This window comes from Acidimicrobiia bacterium, from assembly GCA_016650365.1.
GTDB lineage: Bacteria > Actinomycetota > Acidimicrobiia > Spongiisociales > JAENVV01 > JAENVV01.
In genome coordinates this window covers 1-14,784 of record JAENVV010000242.1, presented here as the reverse complement: position 1 = coordinate 14,784, position 14,784 = coordinate 1, and the positions used below count along the sequence as shown (strand labels likewise).

The following is a 14,784-nucleotide window of genomic DNA, read 5'->3' as shown; positions in this document are numbered from 1 at the left end:
GCGAGACGTCAACCGAGGAGAATTGCCAGTTCGGCGTCCGTTGCCCCGGCTTCACCGAAGGCGGTCTCCAGCGACAGGTAGGCCCCCTGTCGTCGGGCCGACTCGACGGCTCCGAGGACGACCCCCATCGCTCTCAGGCCGTCCCAGACGTCGACGGTCATCTCGCCAGTGCCGAGTGCGGTGGCGCCCAGTTCGTCCAGCTGATCTCTGAGAGGATCGCCTGCGTCGAGAGCCAGGGGTTCAGGGTCGGCGCCATCGACGTCGAGGAGGAGCTCGGAATGGTGGTCGAAGTCGGGTTTGGTCCACCAGGCGTGATTGGCCGTGAACAGCAGGTTGCCTTTTGTCGTCAACAGATCGAGGGTGTAATTGCTTGGCGTCGACCAGTTGGTGCCTACCACCGAAGTTGCACCGGAGGCGTGCGTCATGGTCACAACGGCTGTGTCCGGTATGTCCGGACCGACCACTCCGTACGAAAAGCGAGCGTTGAGCCCCACGGCTGGTCCGACCAACGACAGGAGCGTGTCCACGGGATGGATGCCAACCTGGATGAGCACGCCTGCCTCCGAACCCTTCGCTGAGCGATGCCAGGCATCGGGTTTCATGGCCGCGCCGCGAGCATTCGAGAAATTGGCATAGGCGAGCCGAATTGTGCTGTCGTTGTGGGAGAGCCAGTCGGCGGCGGCTCGATGGCCGGCCAGGCGTCGAGGGTGGTGAGCCACCCCGAGTCCGATCCCGAATCGTTCCACCGCCCGGGCGAGCTCGAGTCCGGTGGTCAGGTCGACCGAGATAGGTTTGTCGACGAGGACCGGCTTCCCGGCGGCAAGGGTCGTCAGGGCCATTTCGACGTGGAGGTCGTTCGGGGTCGACACGACTACCGCCTGCACCTCCGGGTCGGCCAGGAGCGTTGCGATGTCGGGGGAGTGGCGGTCGATGCCGAACTCGGCTGCGAAGGCCGCTCGCCGGTCTTGGGACCGGGCCGCACAATGGACCAGTCGGACGGTGTCACTCCGAGCAGCTGCTCTCGCATGAGCTCCGGCCCACCGGCCGGTCCCGACGATTCCGATGCCGACGGTCATCGGCGATGACCAAGGCGGGCTGACATGGCGGCGGCAGCCGCTTTAACCCCCGCCCCGACGCGGTCAGGATCTGAGAACCGATCTACCGGGCTCGTGAAGACGATAGATCCGATGCAGGTCCCCGATTGGTCAAAGTATGGAGCGGCTACGGCGACGCCCCCCTCAACCCGTTCGCCCAAGCTCACCGTGTAGCCACGCTCGGCGTCTGCCTCGGCCATGTCGAGAATCTTCTTTACTTCAGTGGTCGTCTTGGAAGTCAACCTGGGAAGGGGTCCGCGACCCAGGCGTCGGGCGGCATCGGCTCGCGACATGCCAGACAGGATGGCCCGGCCGGCAGCACCGGCGTGAAGCGGCACGGCCCGACCGAGGTCGGCGACATATCGCAGTGGTTTGGTGCTCTGCTCCTCGTACAGGAAGACGGCTGAGTCGCCATGAATGGCGCAGACGTAGCACGTCTCGTCGAACTCTTTGACGAGGGTCACGAGGGCGGCATGGGCGGCGGCCGGGAGAGTATCGAGGGCTCCGAGCAGTCGGGCGATCTCAAACAGTCTCGGTCCTGGTTGATACCCGGCTTCCAGTCGTTCGACCACGCCAAGTTCGGAAAGCTGAAGGAGGATCCGGCTGACTGCGCTTCGATCTATGTCGATCGTTCGGGCGAGTGAGCGGGGTCCGACCGGGCCTCCTTCGTCGACCAGGGCCTCGATGATCAGAATGGCGCGTTCGAGCATGGTGCGGCTCGGGGCGGGCTGGTCTGGTTCGGTGGCGGATTCGGGCATTGTCTCTCAGTCAGGTTTTCGATCGAGCGTAGTCGTCCAAACGAGTGTGCATCCAGACTCGATAGTACGAACTGTAAGCACACTCGATGAGGATGGTGGTGTCAGAGCGGGCGGAGGAAGTCCTGGGCGTTTTCGCTCAAGACCCGGTTGCGGTCGCTTTCGGATAATTCGACGGCATCGACTCCGCCGACCGGGTCGGTTGACGCCATGTCGAACGGATAGTCACTTCCGAGCACCACCTTGTTCCATCCGATTCGCCTGCCCAACAACTCAAGCGACAACGCGTCATGGGTAAGTGAATCGATCCAGAACCGGCCGAAGTATTCGCTGGGAGGAGTGTCCTTGATGAATTCCTGCGACTCGGTTCTTTGGGCCCAACCGTGATCCCATCTCCCTAGCTGATAGGGCGTAAAACCGCCGCCATGAACGAATCCGAACCGCAGGGTGGGATGGCGATCCATGACCCCACCGAAGATCAGTCGGCCCATGGCAATGGTCGACTCGAGGGGGTTGCCGATGAAGTTCTGGAGGTAATACTTGGTGAGACGATCGATCCCGGCGATAGACCGCTGGTCGGGATGCAACCAGACCGGAAAGTTGTGGCGTTCAAGCGCCTCGAAGACCGGCCCGAATGATGGGTCATCGAGATCGGTACCTGAAACGTTCGTCCCGATTTGGATACCGCGGACCCGGGGGAAGGCGCTCAATCGCTCGACTTCGGCCACCGAGGCCTCGATGTCCTGGAGGGGGAGCGTCCCGAACACCTGGAAACGATCCGGGCGGCTGTCGCTGAGCGCGAGCAGGCCATCGTTTTGAATCCTGGCGAAGTCGATACCCACCTCGTTGGGCACGTGATAATGAAAGTTGGGTGGCGGAATGGCGATGACCTGGACGTCGACTCGCTGTTCGTCCATCTCTCGAAGCCGCATCGCCGGATCGAAAATCGCATCGGGGAGCGGACCAAGCCGTTCGCGGGCGGGGTACTTTAACCACTGGCGGCCGCCGTCGGCGATGAGAACCGGTCCGTGGTCAGGCTGAGCTGCCTGCATGGCTTTGAGCGCATCGGGAACGATGGCGTGCGCGTGCAGGTCGATCGTTTCTGGCATGGTCTCTCCTTGTTGGCTGCTTTACGATTCTGCTTTGGCGGGGATGCCGCCCATCTCGACGAACCGGTAGCGTTCGGAAAGAAGGGGAGACAAGGGGCGTCGTTTCTCAGGGGGATAGGCAATCCACAACCGCAAGAGGTGGCGTTTCCGTTCGGGTTCTTCGTAGTCTTCGAACTCGGAGCGGGCGTGCAACAGGACATGATTGTTGAGAAATTGCATGTCGCCTTCCTCAAACGACATTGCCAATCGCAGCTCGGGGCGGTTGGCGACTTCCTGAACGAAGTCGAGGGCTTCGTCCTGTTCGGGAGTGAGGGCGAACGCCGGGTTGTGCCTGACGACGGTCTTGAAATATTGCCGTGAAGTGAACCGTGACGTCACCAAACCGCCCGCCTCGCTGAACATCGGCGACTGATACCACCCGTCCTCACCGATTGGTTCCTCGCCCCGCCAGTCGAGATAGAACGGGTCATACAACACATCAAGAAGGTCGGGCCGTTCGGCGAGAACGACATTGTGAACGGAATGGGCACTCACCAACATGCTCTCCCCGCCGGACTTGGAGGTCCGCAGGCAAAACAGGCCGAGGATGTCGACCGGAAGCTGGTCGGCATGAAAGTCGAGCTTGGCAGCGGTCTGGTACGCCCGGGCGGTCGGGTCGTTGAACGATCGACCCTCATCGCGCACATGCCCGATGAGATGCCCGCGGGTGTTCTGCGAAATCGGGGTTCCCAAATGCATGGCGATTCCCCAGTAGATGAGGACGCACTCTTCGGTGGTGTATCGATCTCGCGGTAGCCCGCGAAGCAACGCGAATCCCGGCCCGTTGGCCAGCGCATCTGGTATTCGTGCCAGAAGTTCCGAAACGGTTGGAAGGGGGAACTGTTCTTTGGAGAATGGAACTTCGAGCCCGGCCGATTGGACCGATCGCAGGGCGGCGTCGATTTCTGAGACCATGTTCTCGTCGATCCGGTGGATCCATGTATCGGTGGCTGCCAGGTCGGGTCCCAGCCAGGTGGCGGGACCCGCGATCGGTTTGCGGGACGTCATCAGGTCCTCCTCAGTGGTGCGATGAGATCATTGGTAGTGAGGTTCTCAAGGTTGTCGATAGCCGCGTACACGGCTTGGCGGGTGGTTTCGTCGTGGTTGGGGCTCAGTTCCGCGAATTTCGCCTGGACTTGTTCCATCGACATGGGGCGTTCCTTTTCGCCGAGCATGTGCTTGCTGTATAACTCGGTGACTTCTCCTCCGACGTCGATGGTGACCCGTCCTGGCCAGAACTCCGGGTGAATCGCATCGAGGTCATCGGCCTGGTGGACATCGGTGACCGACATGATTCGCTTGAACTCATCCGACAGCCCGCGCTCCAGAACGCCGGCGAAGTCGTCCATGCCGGCCCTTCGTTCCGTGATCGCCAGAGCGGCGGCGAAGGGGCCGCTGAACTGGGCGTCGACCGACGACGTCGGATTTCGTTTCGCTTCGATCGGAGATCCGCACAACTGCACGCCGTAGGTGGGCATGTCGATGACGATTGAACGTACCTGAGTCGGATCAATGGGGTGGTCGTCTGTCATACCGAGCAGGAGATCGAGCGTCTGGTGGGTGTACCGGCACAGTGAGTAGGGCTTGATCGCAACTTCCATCGTCTCAAAGCTCGACCCGAGCGTGGCCGTGGCGGCCTCCGGCTTGGGTCGAAGGGCGTAGCCCTGCAGAAACCCCTGGGTGCCTTCAAAGACCTCGGCAGCTCCGATGAACCCGGTACTGGCCAACGTGGCGGCGATAAAGCCGGCGTGGGGGGCCAACCCGGTATGGGTGCGTTTGTTCCAGGCTCCGTTCAATACGTATTGCATGGATCCGGCCGCCTGGGACCCGTTCAGTCCCATCGCGTTGACGATTTCACCGGCGCTTTGACCGCGCAACTTGGCAACGATCGCTGACGAGGAAAACGTTGCGCAGGTGCCGGTGGGATGAAACCCCATCTCGTGGGACGAGTGCGGTCCCAGAGCCATCGCCAGTCTGCAGGCGATCTCATAACCAACCACCACCGCGGCAATCAGGTCTTTGCCGGACGATCCGTTCTCTTCCCCGGCAGCCAGAGCAGTGTTGACAACCGATGAGCCGGCGTGGATGACCCCTTTGGCATGGTGGTTGTCGTAATCGAGGCTATGGCTGAACGACCCGTTGGCAAGGCTGGCCCATTCGGGGGCCATCTGCTCGCCGGTCACCAGGACGGTCGCACCGGTTCCGGCCCGGTTCAGTTTACGAACGCCGGCCAGGATGGATGGCCCCGACTCAGACCACTCGTGCCCGCCGATGGCATTGGCCATGATGTCGAGGATCAGTTTCTTCGTGTGAGCCACCACTTCGGGCGGCAAGTCCTCATACGAGAGGCCGAGCGCGTAGTCGGCGTACTGTTCTGCAATGGTCACGGTGGGTTCCTCCGGCGGCGGCTAACCAGTTCCTATATTATGCAATATAGATAATCCAGCTCGTGCTCGTCGGAGGAGTCGCATGAAAATCCGGAATATTGAGGCAATTCCGGTCGAGGTGCCGGTCCGGCGACCTTTGAAGATGGCGGTCGCCACGGTCAATGTACGAACTTGCATCGTCGTCAGAGTGACCACTGACGACGGAGTGATCGGCCTCGGTGAGAGTGTTCTGGCGAGGTACTTTTCGGGAGAAAGCCTCGCTTCTGCAACGGACCTCATCGCCAACGAGTACGCCCCGGTGATGACTGGTCGGGACCCGCGCAGATTGCACGAGCTACGAACGCTGATGCGTCGGATCTCCGTGTACAACCATGGAGCCAGGGCCGCCGTGGAAATGGCACTCCACGACGTGGTGGCCAAGGCCGCCGGAATTCCGCTGTTCGAGTTTTATGGAGGGCGGTCGCGGGATTCGGTTCCGACCATCTGGCATGTTTCTGGAGGTAGCGCCGAGGAGATGGCCGGTGAGGCCAAAGCGGCCGTCGAGGAGGGGTATCCGCTGGTCAAAGTCAAGGTTGGCAAAGATGTCGACGCCGACCTTGCCGCCACCTACGCGGTTCGTGAGGCCATTGGTGATGACGTGATGCTGTTACCGGATGCCAATCAGGGTTGGGATGTGACCGACGCTCTCCGATATGTGCGAGGCGTGGCCGATGCCGAACCAGGGTTCGTCGAACAACCGGTAGCCCGGTGGGATCTGATGGGCATGGCCGAACTGGTGCGCAAGAGTCCGGTAACGATCGCCGGAGATGAGGGGATCTTCGATGCCCACGACCTGCACACCCACCTGGCGGTTGGGGCCGCCGGGGCGGTGGTCGCCAAGTTGATGAAAGCGGCCGGGCCGATCGGTGTTCAGGAGGTGTTCGCAGTGGCTGATTCCGCCGGGATCGGCGTACACTTTGCCGGCATGGCCGGACAGACCAGCATTTCGGCTGCCCATGCCGCCCACCTCGCTCTGGCGGTTCCGAACCTCCGGTTTGGATCGGGAATTTCCCCGCAATACCTGGCCGATGATGTGTGCACCGAACGTTTCTTGCCGATCGCCGGACACTTCTTCCCGTCCGATTCCCCCGGGGTAGGTGTCGAGATCGATGAGGAGAAGCTCGCCCGTTTCCGAGTGGATCTGTGACGATCCGGCTCGGTCTGATCGGTCTTGGCAACTGGGGTCACAAGCTGGCCGCCACCATTGGGAAGCTCGACGGAGTCGATCTGGCTTCATGTTTCGCCAGATCGATCGACGCTCGGGCGGACTTTGCCGACAGCTACGGATGCCGCCCGGCTCGTTCCGTCGACGATCTGCTCACCGACGACCTCGACGGGGTCCTGGTTGCCACCCCCCACTCCACCCATGTCGAACTTATCGAAGTGGTCGCCAGAGCGGGCCTGAACGTCATGGTGGAGAAACCGTTGGCCCTGACCGTCTCAGACGCCAGGCGGTGCGTTGTTGCCGCCGAAACGGCCGGTGTCATCCTGCAGGTCGCTCAGTATCGACGCCGGCTTCCCGCCACCAGGGCCGTTAAACAGCTGATCGACTCAGGGGCCATCGGGACGCTCTATCTCGTCGAGGGGCACTTCTCGCGTATTTGGGGTCCGCAAACCGAACGGCCCTGGCGAGACGATCCGACCGAGTCGCCGGCGGGGGCGATGACGGCGCTCGGAGTACACATGGCTGACAACCTGTTGTATTGGGCGGGCCCAGCCGTTCGACTGAGTGCGTTGAGTAATCGGATGGGGTTCCATGCGGGGATAGATGACATCACCGGGGCGCTCATCGAGTTCGAGTCGGGGGTAGTCGGCACCATCACCACATCGCTCAGAACGCCGAAGCTGGTCAATTGTGCGGCGCACGGTTCTCAGATCGTTGCCAGCAGCGAAATGGACGGATTGCAGCTGAAGACACTGACGGGGAACGACGATGAGGAGACCGACCGCCGCTACGAGCCGTTCGATGCAGTGGCCGACAACCTGGCCCATTTTGTCGAATGCATCCGTACGGGAAGCCAGCCCGAAACGGACGGGGAGGCGGGGGTCGCCGTCGTAGAGATCCTGGAAGCCATGACCCTTTCGGCAGCATCCAACGGAGCGACCGTTGAATTGGCTGATCTGCGCTAATCGCCGACGGAAGCTCCGCTGATGATCTGACCGATCCTGGTCGGGGGCACAACGGTCGGTACCGGCTCGGTTTCGGGCAGCATGCCCCAGACCCCGTACTGATCGGCAATCTCCACATTCATCGTCTGGAGTACCTCGACCGCCCAGACCCGGAACAGGTCAGGACCCTGGCGGGTGACGGCGTGCTCGATCACGGCGGGGCGAACGTCGCCGAGAGCGGGAGCATCGCGCTCGACTACCCACAGGAGGTGGACTCCGACGTCGCTGGTGACCGGCCCGTACGCTTCGCCGACCGGAGCGACCAGGACGGCGGCATCCATCCCGGTTGGGAGAGCGGCAGGTGCGGAACATCCGATATCGCCACCGGTTCCAACCCCACCATCCTCACGCCCGACGAACGGATCAATCGAAACATCGAGGGCGACATCGGCGAAGGCCTCTCCGGCGTCAAGGCGAGCTTTGGTTTCGTCATACAGGTCAGGGCTTTCCAGTTGAATCTGAAGGACGCAGACCCGGGCGTTGTCGATTAGGTACGCGTTGTATGCCTTGTCCAGGTCGAAACCCGGTGATTCGGACCGCACGAGATGAGCGCTCACCTGTTCGCGTATGGTGTCGAGTTCCGATTCCAGGCGGATCCTGGCGGGTCGCTCATTACGGGTGGCGAGACCCAGTTCGATTTCGTCTGGCGTACGCCACCGGGCGGTCCGGCCGGCATAGAACGACTCGACCATGGCTTCATCGAGGGAGATCCCGAAGTCGCGGTCGGCCCTGGCGATGAACGCGTCGTGCAACAGGAGCAGGAGAATGGAGCTCGCCAGCTCATCTTCATTCAGTTGGCTCATGTCGACGTGAAGGTCACTGAGTGCGGTTTCGCTCATGGTGGTGCCGTCGAGGGTGGCTACCGAAGACGATCCGCACGCAGCCAACGCAAGGCTCAACGAGAGGAGTATTGAGGTAAATCTCACCGGGCCACTCTAAACACGGGGCCGCAGGTACCTTTCGGCGTTGCCAAAGAGCACTGCCTCACGCTGTCCGGCCGTCATCGAGATCGAGTTGATGAATCCGACCGGGTCGGTCATGCCCATATCGAATGGGTAGTCGGTGCCGACCATGATGCGTTCCCAGCCGACCAGATCGGCGAGGAACCCAAGCGCCGCCGGTCGATGGACGAGACAATCGAACCAGAGTTGACCAAGAAGCTCGGACGGCAATTGGTCGGGGATGTTCTGGCGGGTTACGGCGCGCTGGCTCCAACCGTGGTCCCATCGCCCTGCCAGAAACGGTGCCACTCCACCCCCGTGAACGAAGCACCAGCGAAGCGCCGGAAACTTCTGGAGCAAGCCTCCGAAGACGACATTGCCGATGGCGATGGTCGTGTCTGCCGGGTTGCCGATCAGGTTGAACAGATAATGGTCTTTGAGCCGCTCCTTACCGACGACGTCGGCCTGATAAGGATGGACGAGCACCGGGAGGTTGGCTTGCTCAAGGGCCCGCCAGATGGGATCGAATTCGGGGTCGGCATGATTGCGCCCGGCGATATTGGAATCGATCATGACACCGCGTACCAACCGGTTGGGCGCCCACCGGGTGATCTCGGCCAGGGAGGTTTCCACTGCTTGCACCGGCAAGCTGATCATCACGGAGAATGCGTCGGGATCCGTGGCGGCGACGTTCACCATCGACTCATTCAACAGGCGAGCCAGCTGGCCTCCCAAGTCACCCGGTAGGTCATATGGGAACACCTGGGGCCGGGCGCTGAGCACCTGGTGGGTGACACCGGACGCAGCCATATCGGCCAACCGCCGATCAACGCTCACCATCCCGAGCGGAACCGGCCCGTTGACCACTCCGGACGGATACCGGAAGAACATGTGATCGTCGTTGCGATCGATCACGGGGATGTTGTCGTATAGCCGAGCCATGGTGGCCATCCCATCGGGGTCGGCGACATGGGCGTGGATATCGATGACGGTCAACAGGCCCCAGCCACGTTCATGACGTACCCGAGCATCATGTAATACCCGACCAGGGCGGCCAGTTCGACGACCTGTTCATTCCCGAGCGCCGCCTGGACCGCGGTGAATGTCTGGTCCGAGACGGTGCTCTCGGCGACCAGTTCCGTGACGAAGCCGACGATGAGCTTCTCGGCATCGGAGAGTTGCTCGGCGGAGCCCTGGAGGTATCCAAGCGCGGTCTCGCTCACGCCGGATCGTCTGGCGATATCGACGTGTGAGTCCCACTCGAACTGGCAGTTCGCCAGCGTGCCTGCGGTGAGGATGGCCAGTTCCCGATCGTGATCGGACAGACTCCCGTGGTAACGGATTCGTCCCCCGAGCTCGGCGGCCGGAAGGGCCAGCCCCGGAGCGTGGAGCAGCACTTCGTATGGTCTGATCATCGAGCCGCGGCTGTTGACGACTGCATCGAAGACACCCAGCCTGGCGGGGTCGAGACCGTCTCGCTCCGTGTACAAAGGCATGCGCGCCATGATTTCCCCTACGTCTCGATCTTGAACAGTCGGGCGGCGTTTCCACCCACGATTAGTTGTCGGGCCTGCTCGGTAAGTCTCGCTTCGGCGAGGAACCCCAGGGGGTCGGTCGGACCCATGTCGAACGGGTAGTCGGTGCCGAGCAACACGTGGTCTTCGCCGAACTCGTCGACGAGGTATTCGACCATCTTCGGTTCGAACACGGTCGTGTCGAAGTACAGGTTGTGCAGGTATTCGCTGGGTTTTCGCGAGATGTGATGGCGCATCTCTGGCCGCACGGTGTAGGCGTGGTCGGTTCTGGCGAAGTAGAACGGGAGGTAGCCACCGCCGTGAACGACCATCATTTTCAGGTCCGGGAACCGTTCCCAAACGCCACCGAGAATCATTCGCGAGACCGCCACCGTCGATGCCAGTGGCATACACACGACGTTGACCAGGTAGTAATCATTCATGCGCTGCCCGTCGGTGTAACCCTGGGGGTGCATGATGATGGTCATGTCGAGTTCGACGGCCTTTTCCCAGATCGGGTCATACCGCCGGTCGTCGAAGTCCCCGCCATTGACGTCCCCACTGATCTCGAATCCGTGGAATCCGAAGTCACGCTGAGCTTCGATCATCACCTCAATAGCCGTTGACGGATGGTCCATCGGCAGATTGGCAACGGCTGCAAAACGGGTCGGGTATTGCGCAATCACTTCGGCGAAGCGCTCATGTTGTATCCGGCATGCTCGCACGGCGTTTTCGGCATCGAGCCAGTAGAAGTATTGGGGTGGGACAATTGACAGCAACTGCATGTCGACGCCCTGCTTGGCCATGTCTTCGATCCGGGCTTCTGGTTCGCAGAACTTGTCGACCTGGGTGGCACGCAGTTCTTTGTTGTAGCGGATGCTCTCGGGAGGAGAGAAGAAGCTCCGTGGATCCATCTCCGGCTTGAAGAAGGGGTTGGCCAACGCTTGGCTGGCGGGCACCGACAAATGGCTGTGGGCGTCAATGACGATCGTTGCCGGCTTGGTGGCCGTGGTCGGTTTCCATTTCGGGCCCAGTTCGGGCCACCATTCAGTGGTCATTGATCCTCCATGGTTATGGTTCCAGCTGCTACCAAAGCAGCTATTTCTGGTTCGGTCAGCTGCAATTCGTCAAGAACTTCCCGGGTATGTTGACCCAGCCGGGGCGGTGCCAGCCGGATGTCGGGCGGAGTACCAAACATCTGAAAAGGTATGCCCGCCATGGCGATTGGGCCGAGATCAGGGTGGTCGACCTCGGTGACCATGCCCCGGGCCTTGCTCTGTTCGCTGGCCAGCGCCTCGGAAACCCGGTTGATGGGTCCAGCCGGGATTCCCGCCGGATCGAGTAGGTCGAGCCAGGCTGCCCTGGTTTTGGTCATCATCACCTCACGTATCAGACCATCGATGAGGTCGCGGTTCTTCACCCGGTCACGGTTGCGGCCGAACCGTTCGTCTGTGGCCCATTCCGAGTGGCCCACCAACTCGGCGAGGCGGGCAAACTGGCCGTCATTGCCGACAGCTAGCGCCAGTTCTCCATCCGACGTCGGGTACGTCCGGTAGGGAACGATGTTCGGGTGCCCGTTTCCGAACCGGCCCGCTTCCTCGCCGGACACGAGATGATTGGAGGCCACGTTGGCGAGCATCTGGATACCGGCGTCGTGCAACGACACCTCAGTCCGTTGACCCTTGCCCGTGCGGGTCACCGCGTCGAGCGCACCCAGGATGGCTATGGTCGCCAGCATTCCCGTGCAGATGTCGACAATTGCCACGCCGAGTTTCATCGACTCGCCGTCGGGTTCACCGGTAATGGCCATGAGGCCCGTCTCGGCCTGAAGGATGAAGTCGTAACCTGGTTTGCCCGCCTTTGGACCGGACGATCCGTACCCGGAGATCGTGCAGCGGACCACCCGGGGGGCGTGCTCATCAAACCATTCGTCCGTGAACCCCCAGCGATCAAGGGTGCCGATCTTGAAGTTGTCGACGACGATATCGGCACCGGTAATGAGCTTTCGGAGCACCTCGCGACCTGCCTCGACACCCAGGTCGAGGGTTACCGACCGTTTGTTGCGGTTGACGCCCAGGTAATAGGCCGACTCGGTTCCGGCGAATGGTGGCCCCCAACTGCGGGTGTCGTCGCCGCCGCCCGGTCGCTCGACTTTGATGACATCGGCGCCCATGTCGCCGAGCCACATCGCGCACAACGGGCCGGCGAGCACCCTCGTCAGGTCAACGACTCTGCGTCCGTCGAGAGCGCCCAAACCTAACCCCGGGCCTGGCGGGACGACTCACTCTGGTTCTGCCCGGTGTTGAAGGCTTCCATGTACGTGTCGAGTTCCGCCTTGTTGCGCTCACGGAACTGATGGAAGTCGGCGGGACGCTTTTCAAGGAAGGCGTTCATGCCTTCAAGGGACTCTTCGGTGCCCCAAATGTTGGCGAGCAGTTCCATGCCATGTTGCCAGGCGGGGTAGAGGGCGTCGGAGTCGTAATTCAGCGCGACCTTCGTGGCCCGGATCGTCGCCGAGCTGTAGCTCTTGATCTGGGCGACCACTTCCTCGACCCTGCCGAGCAGGTCGGCGGCCGGAACCGATTCGTTGGCGAGGCCGATTTGAGCAGCCTCTTTGCCCGAGTAGCGCTTGCACAGGAAGATCATTTCCTTGGCGCGCCGCTCGCCGATGAGTTTGCCGATGTATTGGGTGGCGCCCACCGTCGGGCAAGCCCCGACCCTGGCGCCCGTCTGACCGAAGATCGAGTCGTCGGCGGCAATGACCAGGTCGCACCAGAGCATCAATTCGTGACCGCCTCCCACGCAGGCGCCCTCGACCATGGCAACGACCGGGATGGGGAGGTTCCGGCAGGTCATGGCCACTTTCTGCATACGATCGTTCCACATGGCCGAGTTGGCCTTGTTGAGTTTCATCATGGCGTGGAAGTCTCCACCGGCGGAGAAGTGCCCGTCCACTCCGTAGATGACCGCCGCCACAATGGTGGGATCTTCACGGGTCGAGTTCAAGGCGTCGGCGATCTCGTCGAGGGTCTGTTCCCTGAATGCATTGCGCACTTCGGGTCGGTTGATGCCGATCCAGGCTGCATTATTGCGGACCTCGTAAACGATCTCTGAATAGGTCATGCTCTCCTCGATTTCCCTCGGTTGGGGCCAAAGTATATATTTTATAGGAACGGGCTGAATCCGGACTTGGGGATAACTTTGTCGACCGAGTTGGTGCGCTTGCGCTCGAACCACGAGGTACACATGAGCTGGTCCCTTACGCGACCCTTCGGAACTGCCGGCAGTCGCAATGAGCGGCTGGCCATCGCCATCGCCGTTGGGGCCATGGGGACCCTGGGGTTCTCCGTCACCTCGCCGATCCTGCCCGACCTGGCCGAGGCGTTTGGTGTGTCCAGGGGCGACATCGGCCTGGTTCAAGCCGCCGTGTCGATTCCGGGGATCCTGTTTTCGGCCCTGATCGGGTACTTTGCCGATCGGTTCGGGCGTCGACGGGTCGTTCTGACGGCTCTGACCATCTTCTCGATCTTCGGAGTCGGCGGATTTTTCGCGCGAACTTTCTGGGGTTTGGTGGCGATGCGCTTCTGTCAGGGAATCGGAACGTCGGGAATCCTCGGTCTCGGGATTGTGCTCATTGGGGACGCCTTTGAAGGAAGGGCCAGGACCAGGGCCATGGGCATCAACATCACTGGCGTTACGCTTATGTCGATGGCCGGACCGATCATCTCCGGTCAATTGGCCTTGGGGGGAACCTTCCGACCATTTCTCATATTCACGATCGGTGTCCCATTGTTGGCCTGGGCAACTCGCATGCCCTCGGACCCTCGCAAGGAAGCCGTTGCCCCACCCCTCGGGCATTTAGCCGATGCGCTGCGAGGTATGAAGGCCTCCGGCCGGTTGCGTGACTATCTGGGGTTGCTTGGCACCACCCTGGTGGCGGTGTTCATCCTGCACGGGTTGGGCCTCACCGTCTCGCCACTGTTTCTGGATCTCGAGTTCGGCGTCCCGGTCGACGTGCGCGGGTTCATCGTGGCGTCGTTCCAGTTCGGCACCATCCTCGTGGCGCTCCAGGTCGGTCGGATCCTCGCCAGGATTGGCGGCCGCAAGATGATGACCATCGCCTTTGCGATGATGGCTGTCGGCTCGGGCGTTGCCGCGCTGGCCGCCGCCCCGTGGCATATTGCGCTGGGACTAGGTATCGCCGGCTTCGGCTTTGGAATGTTCGTGCCGGTTGCGCAGTCCTTCGCTTCGTTGGTGGGAACCGATCAGTACCGCGGGCTCACGGTCCTGATGTGGGTGACCGTGGTCAGAATCGCGCAGGTGATCGGCCCTCAGGTCGGTTCTCGCATGACCGACGGCGCCGGCCCTCGTTGGGCCTTCGGTCTGGCGGCTTTGGGGATGGGCGTCATCGCCCTGGCCTGGATACCCCTACGGCGTCGCATCAATCGGGGAGTCGCAGGTAGAGCCCTCAGCAACGAATAGCTGAATACCGGTTCAGGCGCCCGCCTTGACCATCTCGCTACCGATGTCGGAGTACGTGCCTGATAGCTCATTACCGACAAATGCAACTGCTGTCATGGCGACCACGGCGATGAGAACTACCAGAATGCCGTACTCGGCCAGATTGGCGCCGGTTTCGGACTTTAGGATCGCCATCTTGGTCATGATCATGTCATACATTCGTTTGCCTCCCTGGCCCATTTGGTATCTGATGATGAGATTATCACGGAGAGTGGT

15 protein-coding genes are annotated in these 14,784 nt (G+C 61.6%); 3 read left to right on the top strand and 12 right to left on the bottom strand.

Annotated elements, in window-relative coordinates:
- Positions 1–8: 8 nt before the first annotated feature.
- The 5 genes from JJE47_13990 to JJE47_13970 all read right to left on the bottom strand — a co-directional run bounded on the left by JJE47_13990 (position 9) and on the right by JJE47_13970 (position 5,384).
- A complete protein-coding gene (locus JJE47_13990; protein ID MBK5268535.1) occupies positions 9–1,076 on the bottom strand; it encodes a Gfo/Idh/MocA family oxidoreductase in 1,068 nt (355 codons plus the stop codon).
- Positions 1,073–1,852 carry an IclR family transcriptional regulator gene (locus JJE47_13985; GenBank protein ID MBK5268534.1) on the bottom strand — a complete coding sequence of 260 codons (780 nt, stop codon included), beginning with the start codon at positions 1,850–1,852 and terminating at the stop codon, positions 1,073–1,075. Before JJE47_13985 ends, JJE47_13990 begins: the two co-directional genes overlap by 4 nt.
- A 101-nt stretch (positions 1,853–1,953) precedes the next feature.
- Positions 1,954–2,958, bottom strand: coding sequence for an amidohydrolase (locus JJE47_13980; protein ID MBK5268533.1), 1,005 nt, complete (start codon positions 2,956–2,958; stop codon positions 1,954–1,956).
- A gap of 21 nt (positions 2,959–2,979) precedes the next feature.
- Positions 2,980–4,005 carry a TauD/TfdA family dioxygenase gene (locus JJE47_13975; GenBank protein ID MBK5268532.1) on the bottom strand — a complete coding sequence of 342 codons (1,026 nt, stop codon included), beginning with the start codon at positions 4,003–4,005 and terminating at the stop codon, positions 2,980–2,982.
- A complete protein-coding gene (locus tag JJE47_13970) occupies positions 4,005–5,384 on the bottom strand; it encodes an MmgE/PrpD family protein (protein ID MBK5268531.1) in 1,380 nt (459 codons plus the stop codon). The genes JJE47_13975 and JJE47_13970 overlap by 1 nt, the downstream gene beginning before the upstream one ends.
- Positions 5,385–5,466: 82 nt before the next feature.
- Here JJE47_13970 and JJE47_13965 point away from each other — a divergent pair, with 82 nt between their 5' ends.
- Together JJE47_13965 and JJE47_13960 are read left to right on the top strand one after the other, a co-directional pair.
- The gene (locus tag JJE47_13965; protein ID MBK5268530.1) at positions 5,467–6,570 is read left to right on the top strand and encodes a hypothetical protein; all 1,104 of its coding nucleotides are present in this window, start codon (positions 5,467–5,469) and stop codon (positions 6,568–6,570) included.
- Positions 6,567–7,553 (top strand): Gfo/Idh/MocA family oxidoreductase, encoded by a 987-nt coding sequence (locus JJE47_13960; protein MBK5268529.1) that lies wholly within the window; start codon positions 6,567–6,569, stop codon positions 7,551–7,553. Before JJE47_13965 ends, JJE47_13960 begins: the two co-directional genes overlap by 4 nt.
- Here JJE47_13960 and JJE47_13955 read toward each other — a convergent pair.
- From JJE47_13955 to JJE47_13930, 6 genes are read right to left on the bottom strand one after another with little or no spacing between them, the layout of a single operon-like run.
- Positions 7,550–8,518, bottom strand: a complete 969-nt coding sequence (locus JJE47_13955) for a peptidylprolyl isomerase (protein ID MBK5268528.1) — start codon at positions 8,516–8,518, stop codon at positions 7,550–7,552. The genes JJE47_13960 and JJE47_13955 overlap by 4 nt on opposite strands.
- Before the next feature lie 9 nt (positions 8,519–8,527).
- On the bottom strand, positions 8,528–9,529 hold the full coding sequence (locus JJE47_13950; protein ID MBK5268527.1) for an amidohydrolase: 1,002 nt from the start codon (positions 9,527–9,529) through the stop codon (positions 8,528–8,530).
- The gene (locus tag JJE47_13945; protein ID MBK5268526.1) at positions 9,526–10,029 is read right to left on the bottom strand and encodes a carboxymuconolactone decarboxylase family protein; all 504 of its coding nucleotides are present in this window, start codon (positions 10,027–10,029) and stop codon (positions 9,526–9,528) included. Before JJE47_13945 ends, JJE47_13950 begins: the two co-directional genes overlap by 4 nt.
- Before the next feature lie 17 nt (positions 10,030–10,046).
- Entirely contained in the window at positions 10,047–11,105 is a 1,059-nt protein-coding gene (locus JJE47_13940; protein ID MBK5268525.1) for an amidohydrolase, read from the bottom strand.
- A complete protein-coding gene (locus JJE47_13935; protein MBK5268524.1) occupies positions 11,102–12,301 on the bottom strand; it encodes a CoA transferase in 1,200 nt (399 codons plus the stop codon). The genes JJE47_13940 and JJE47_13935 overlap by 4 nt, the downstream gene beginning before the upstream one ends.
- A 2-nt stretch (positions 12,302–12,303) precedes the next feature.
- A complete protein-coding gene (locus tag JJE47_13930) occupies positions 12,304–13,170 on the bottom strand; it encodes an enoyl-CoA hydratase/isomerase family protein (GenBank protein ID MBK5268523.1) in 867 nt (288 codons plus the stop codon).
- A 123-nt stretch (positions 13,171–13,293) separates the two neighbouring features.
- On the opposite strand from JJE47_13930, the gene JJE47_13925 reads away from it, so the two are divergent.
- Positions 13,294–14,529, top strand: a complete 1,236-nt coding sequence (locus JJE47_13925) for an MFS transporter (GenBank protein ID MBK5268522.1) — start codon at positions 13,294–13,296, stop codon at positions 14,527–14,529.
- A 12-nt stretch (positions 14,530–14,541) separates the two neighbouring features.
- Here JJE47_13925 and JJE47_13920 read toward each other — a convergent pair whose 3' ends face one another.
- On the bottom strand, positions 14,542–14,712 hold the full coding sequence (locus tag JJE47_13920) for a Flp family type IVb pilin (GenBank protein ID MBK5268521.1): 171 nt from the start codon (positions 14,710–14,712) through the stop codon (positions 14,542–14,544).
- Positions 14,713–14,784: the final 72 nt, after the last annotated feature.

Coding starts and splice junctions, on each gene's coding strand:
- JJE47_13920 (MBK5268521.1), bottom strand. CDS start 14,712: ATGACCAAGATGGCGATCCTAAAGTCCGAAACCGGCGCCAATCTGGCC.
- JJE47_13975 (MBK5268532.1), bottom strand. CDS start 4,005: ATGACGTCCCGCAAACCGATCGCGGGTCCCGCCACCTGGCTGGGACCC.
- JJE47_13925 (MBK5268522.1), top strand. CDS start 13,294: ATGAGCTGGTCCCTTACGCGACCCTTCGGAACTGCCGGCAGTCGCAAT.
- JJE47_13990 (MBK5268535.1), bottom strand. CDS start 1,076: ATGACCGTCGGCATCGGAATCGTCGGGACCGGCCGGTGGGCCGGAGCT.
- JJE47_13945 (MBK5268526.1), bottom strand. CDS start 10,029: ATGCCTTTGTACACGGAGCGAGACGGTCTCGACCCCGCCAGGCTGGGT.
- JJE47_13965 (MBK5268530.1), top strand. CDS start 5,467: ATGAAAATCCGGAATATTGAGGCAATTCCGGTCGAGGTGCCGGTCCGG.
- JJE47_13980 (MBK5268533.1), bottom strand. CDS start 2,958: ATGCCAGAAACGATCGACCTGCACGCGCACGCCATCGTTCCCGATGCG.
- JJE47_13930 (MBK5268523.1), bottom strand. CDS start 13,170: ATGACCTATTCAGAGATCGTTTACGAGGTCCGCAATAATGCAGCCTGG.
- JJE47_13985 (MBK5268534.1), bottom strand. CDS start 1,852: ATGCCCGAATCCGCCACCGAACCAGACCAGCCCGCCCCGAGCCGCACC.
- JJE47_13940 (MBK5268525.1), bottom strand. CDS start 11,105: ATGACCACTGAATGGTGGCCCGAACTGGGCCCGAAATGGAAACCGACC.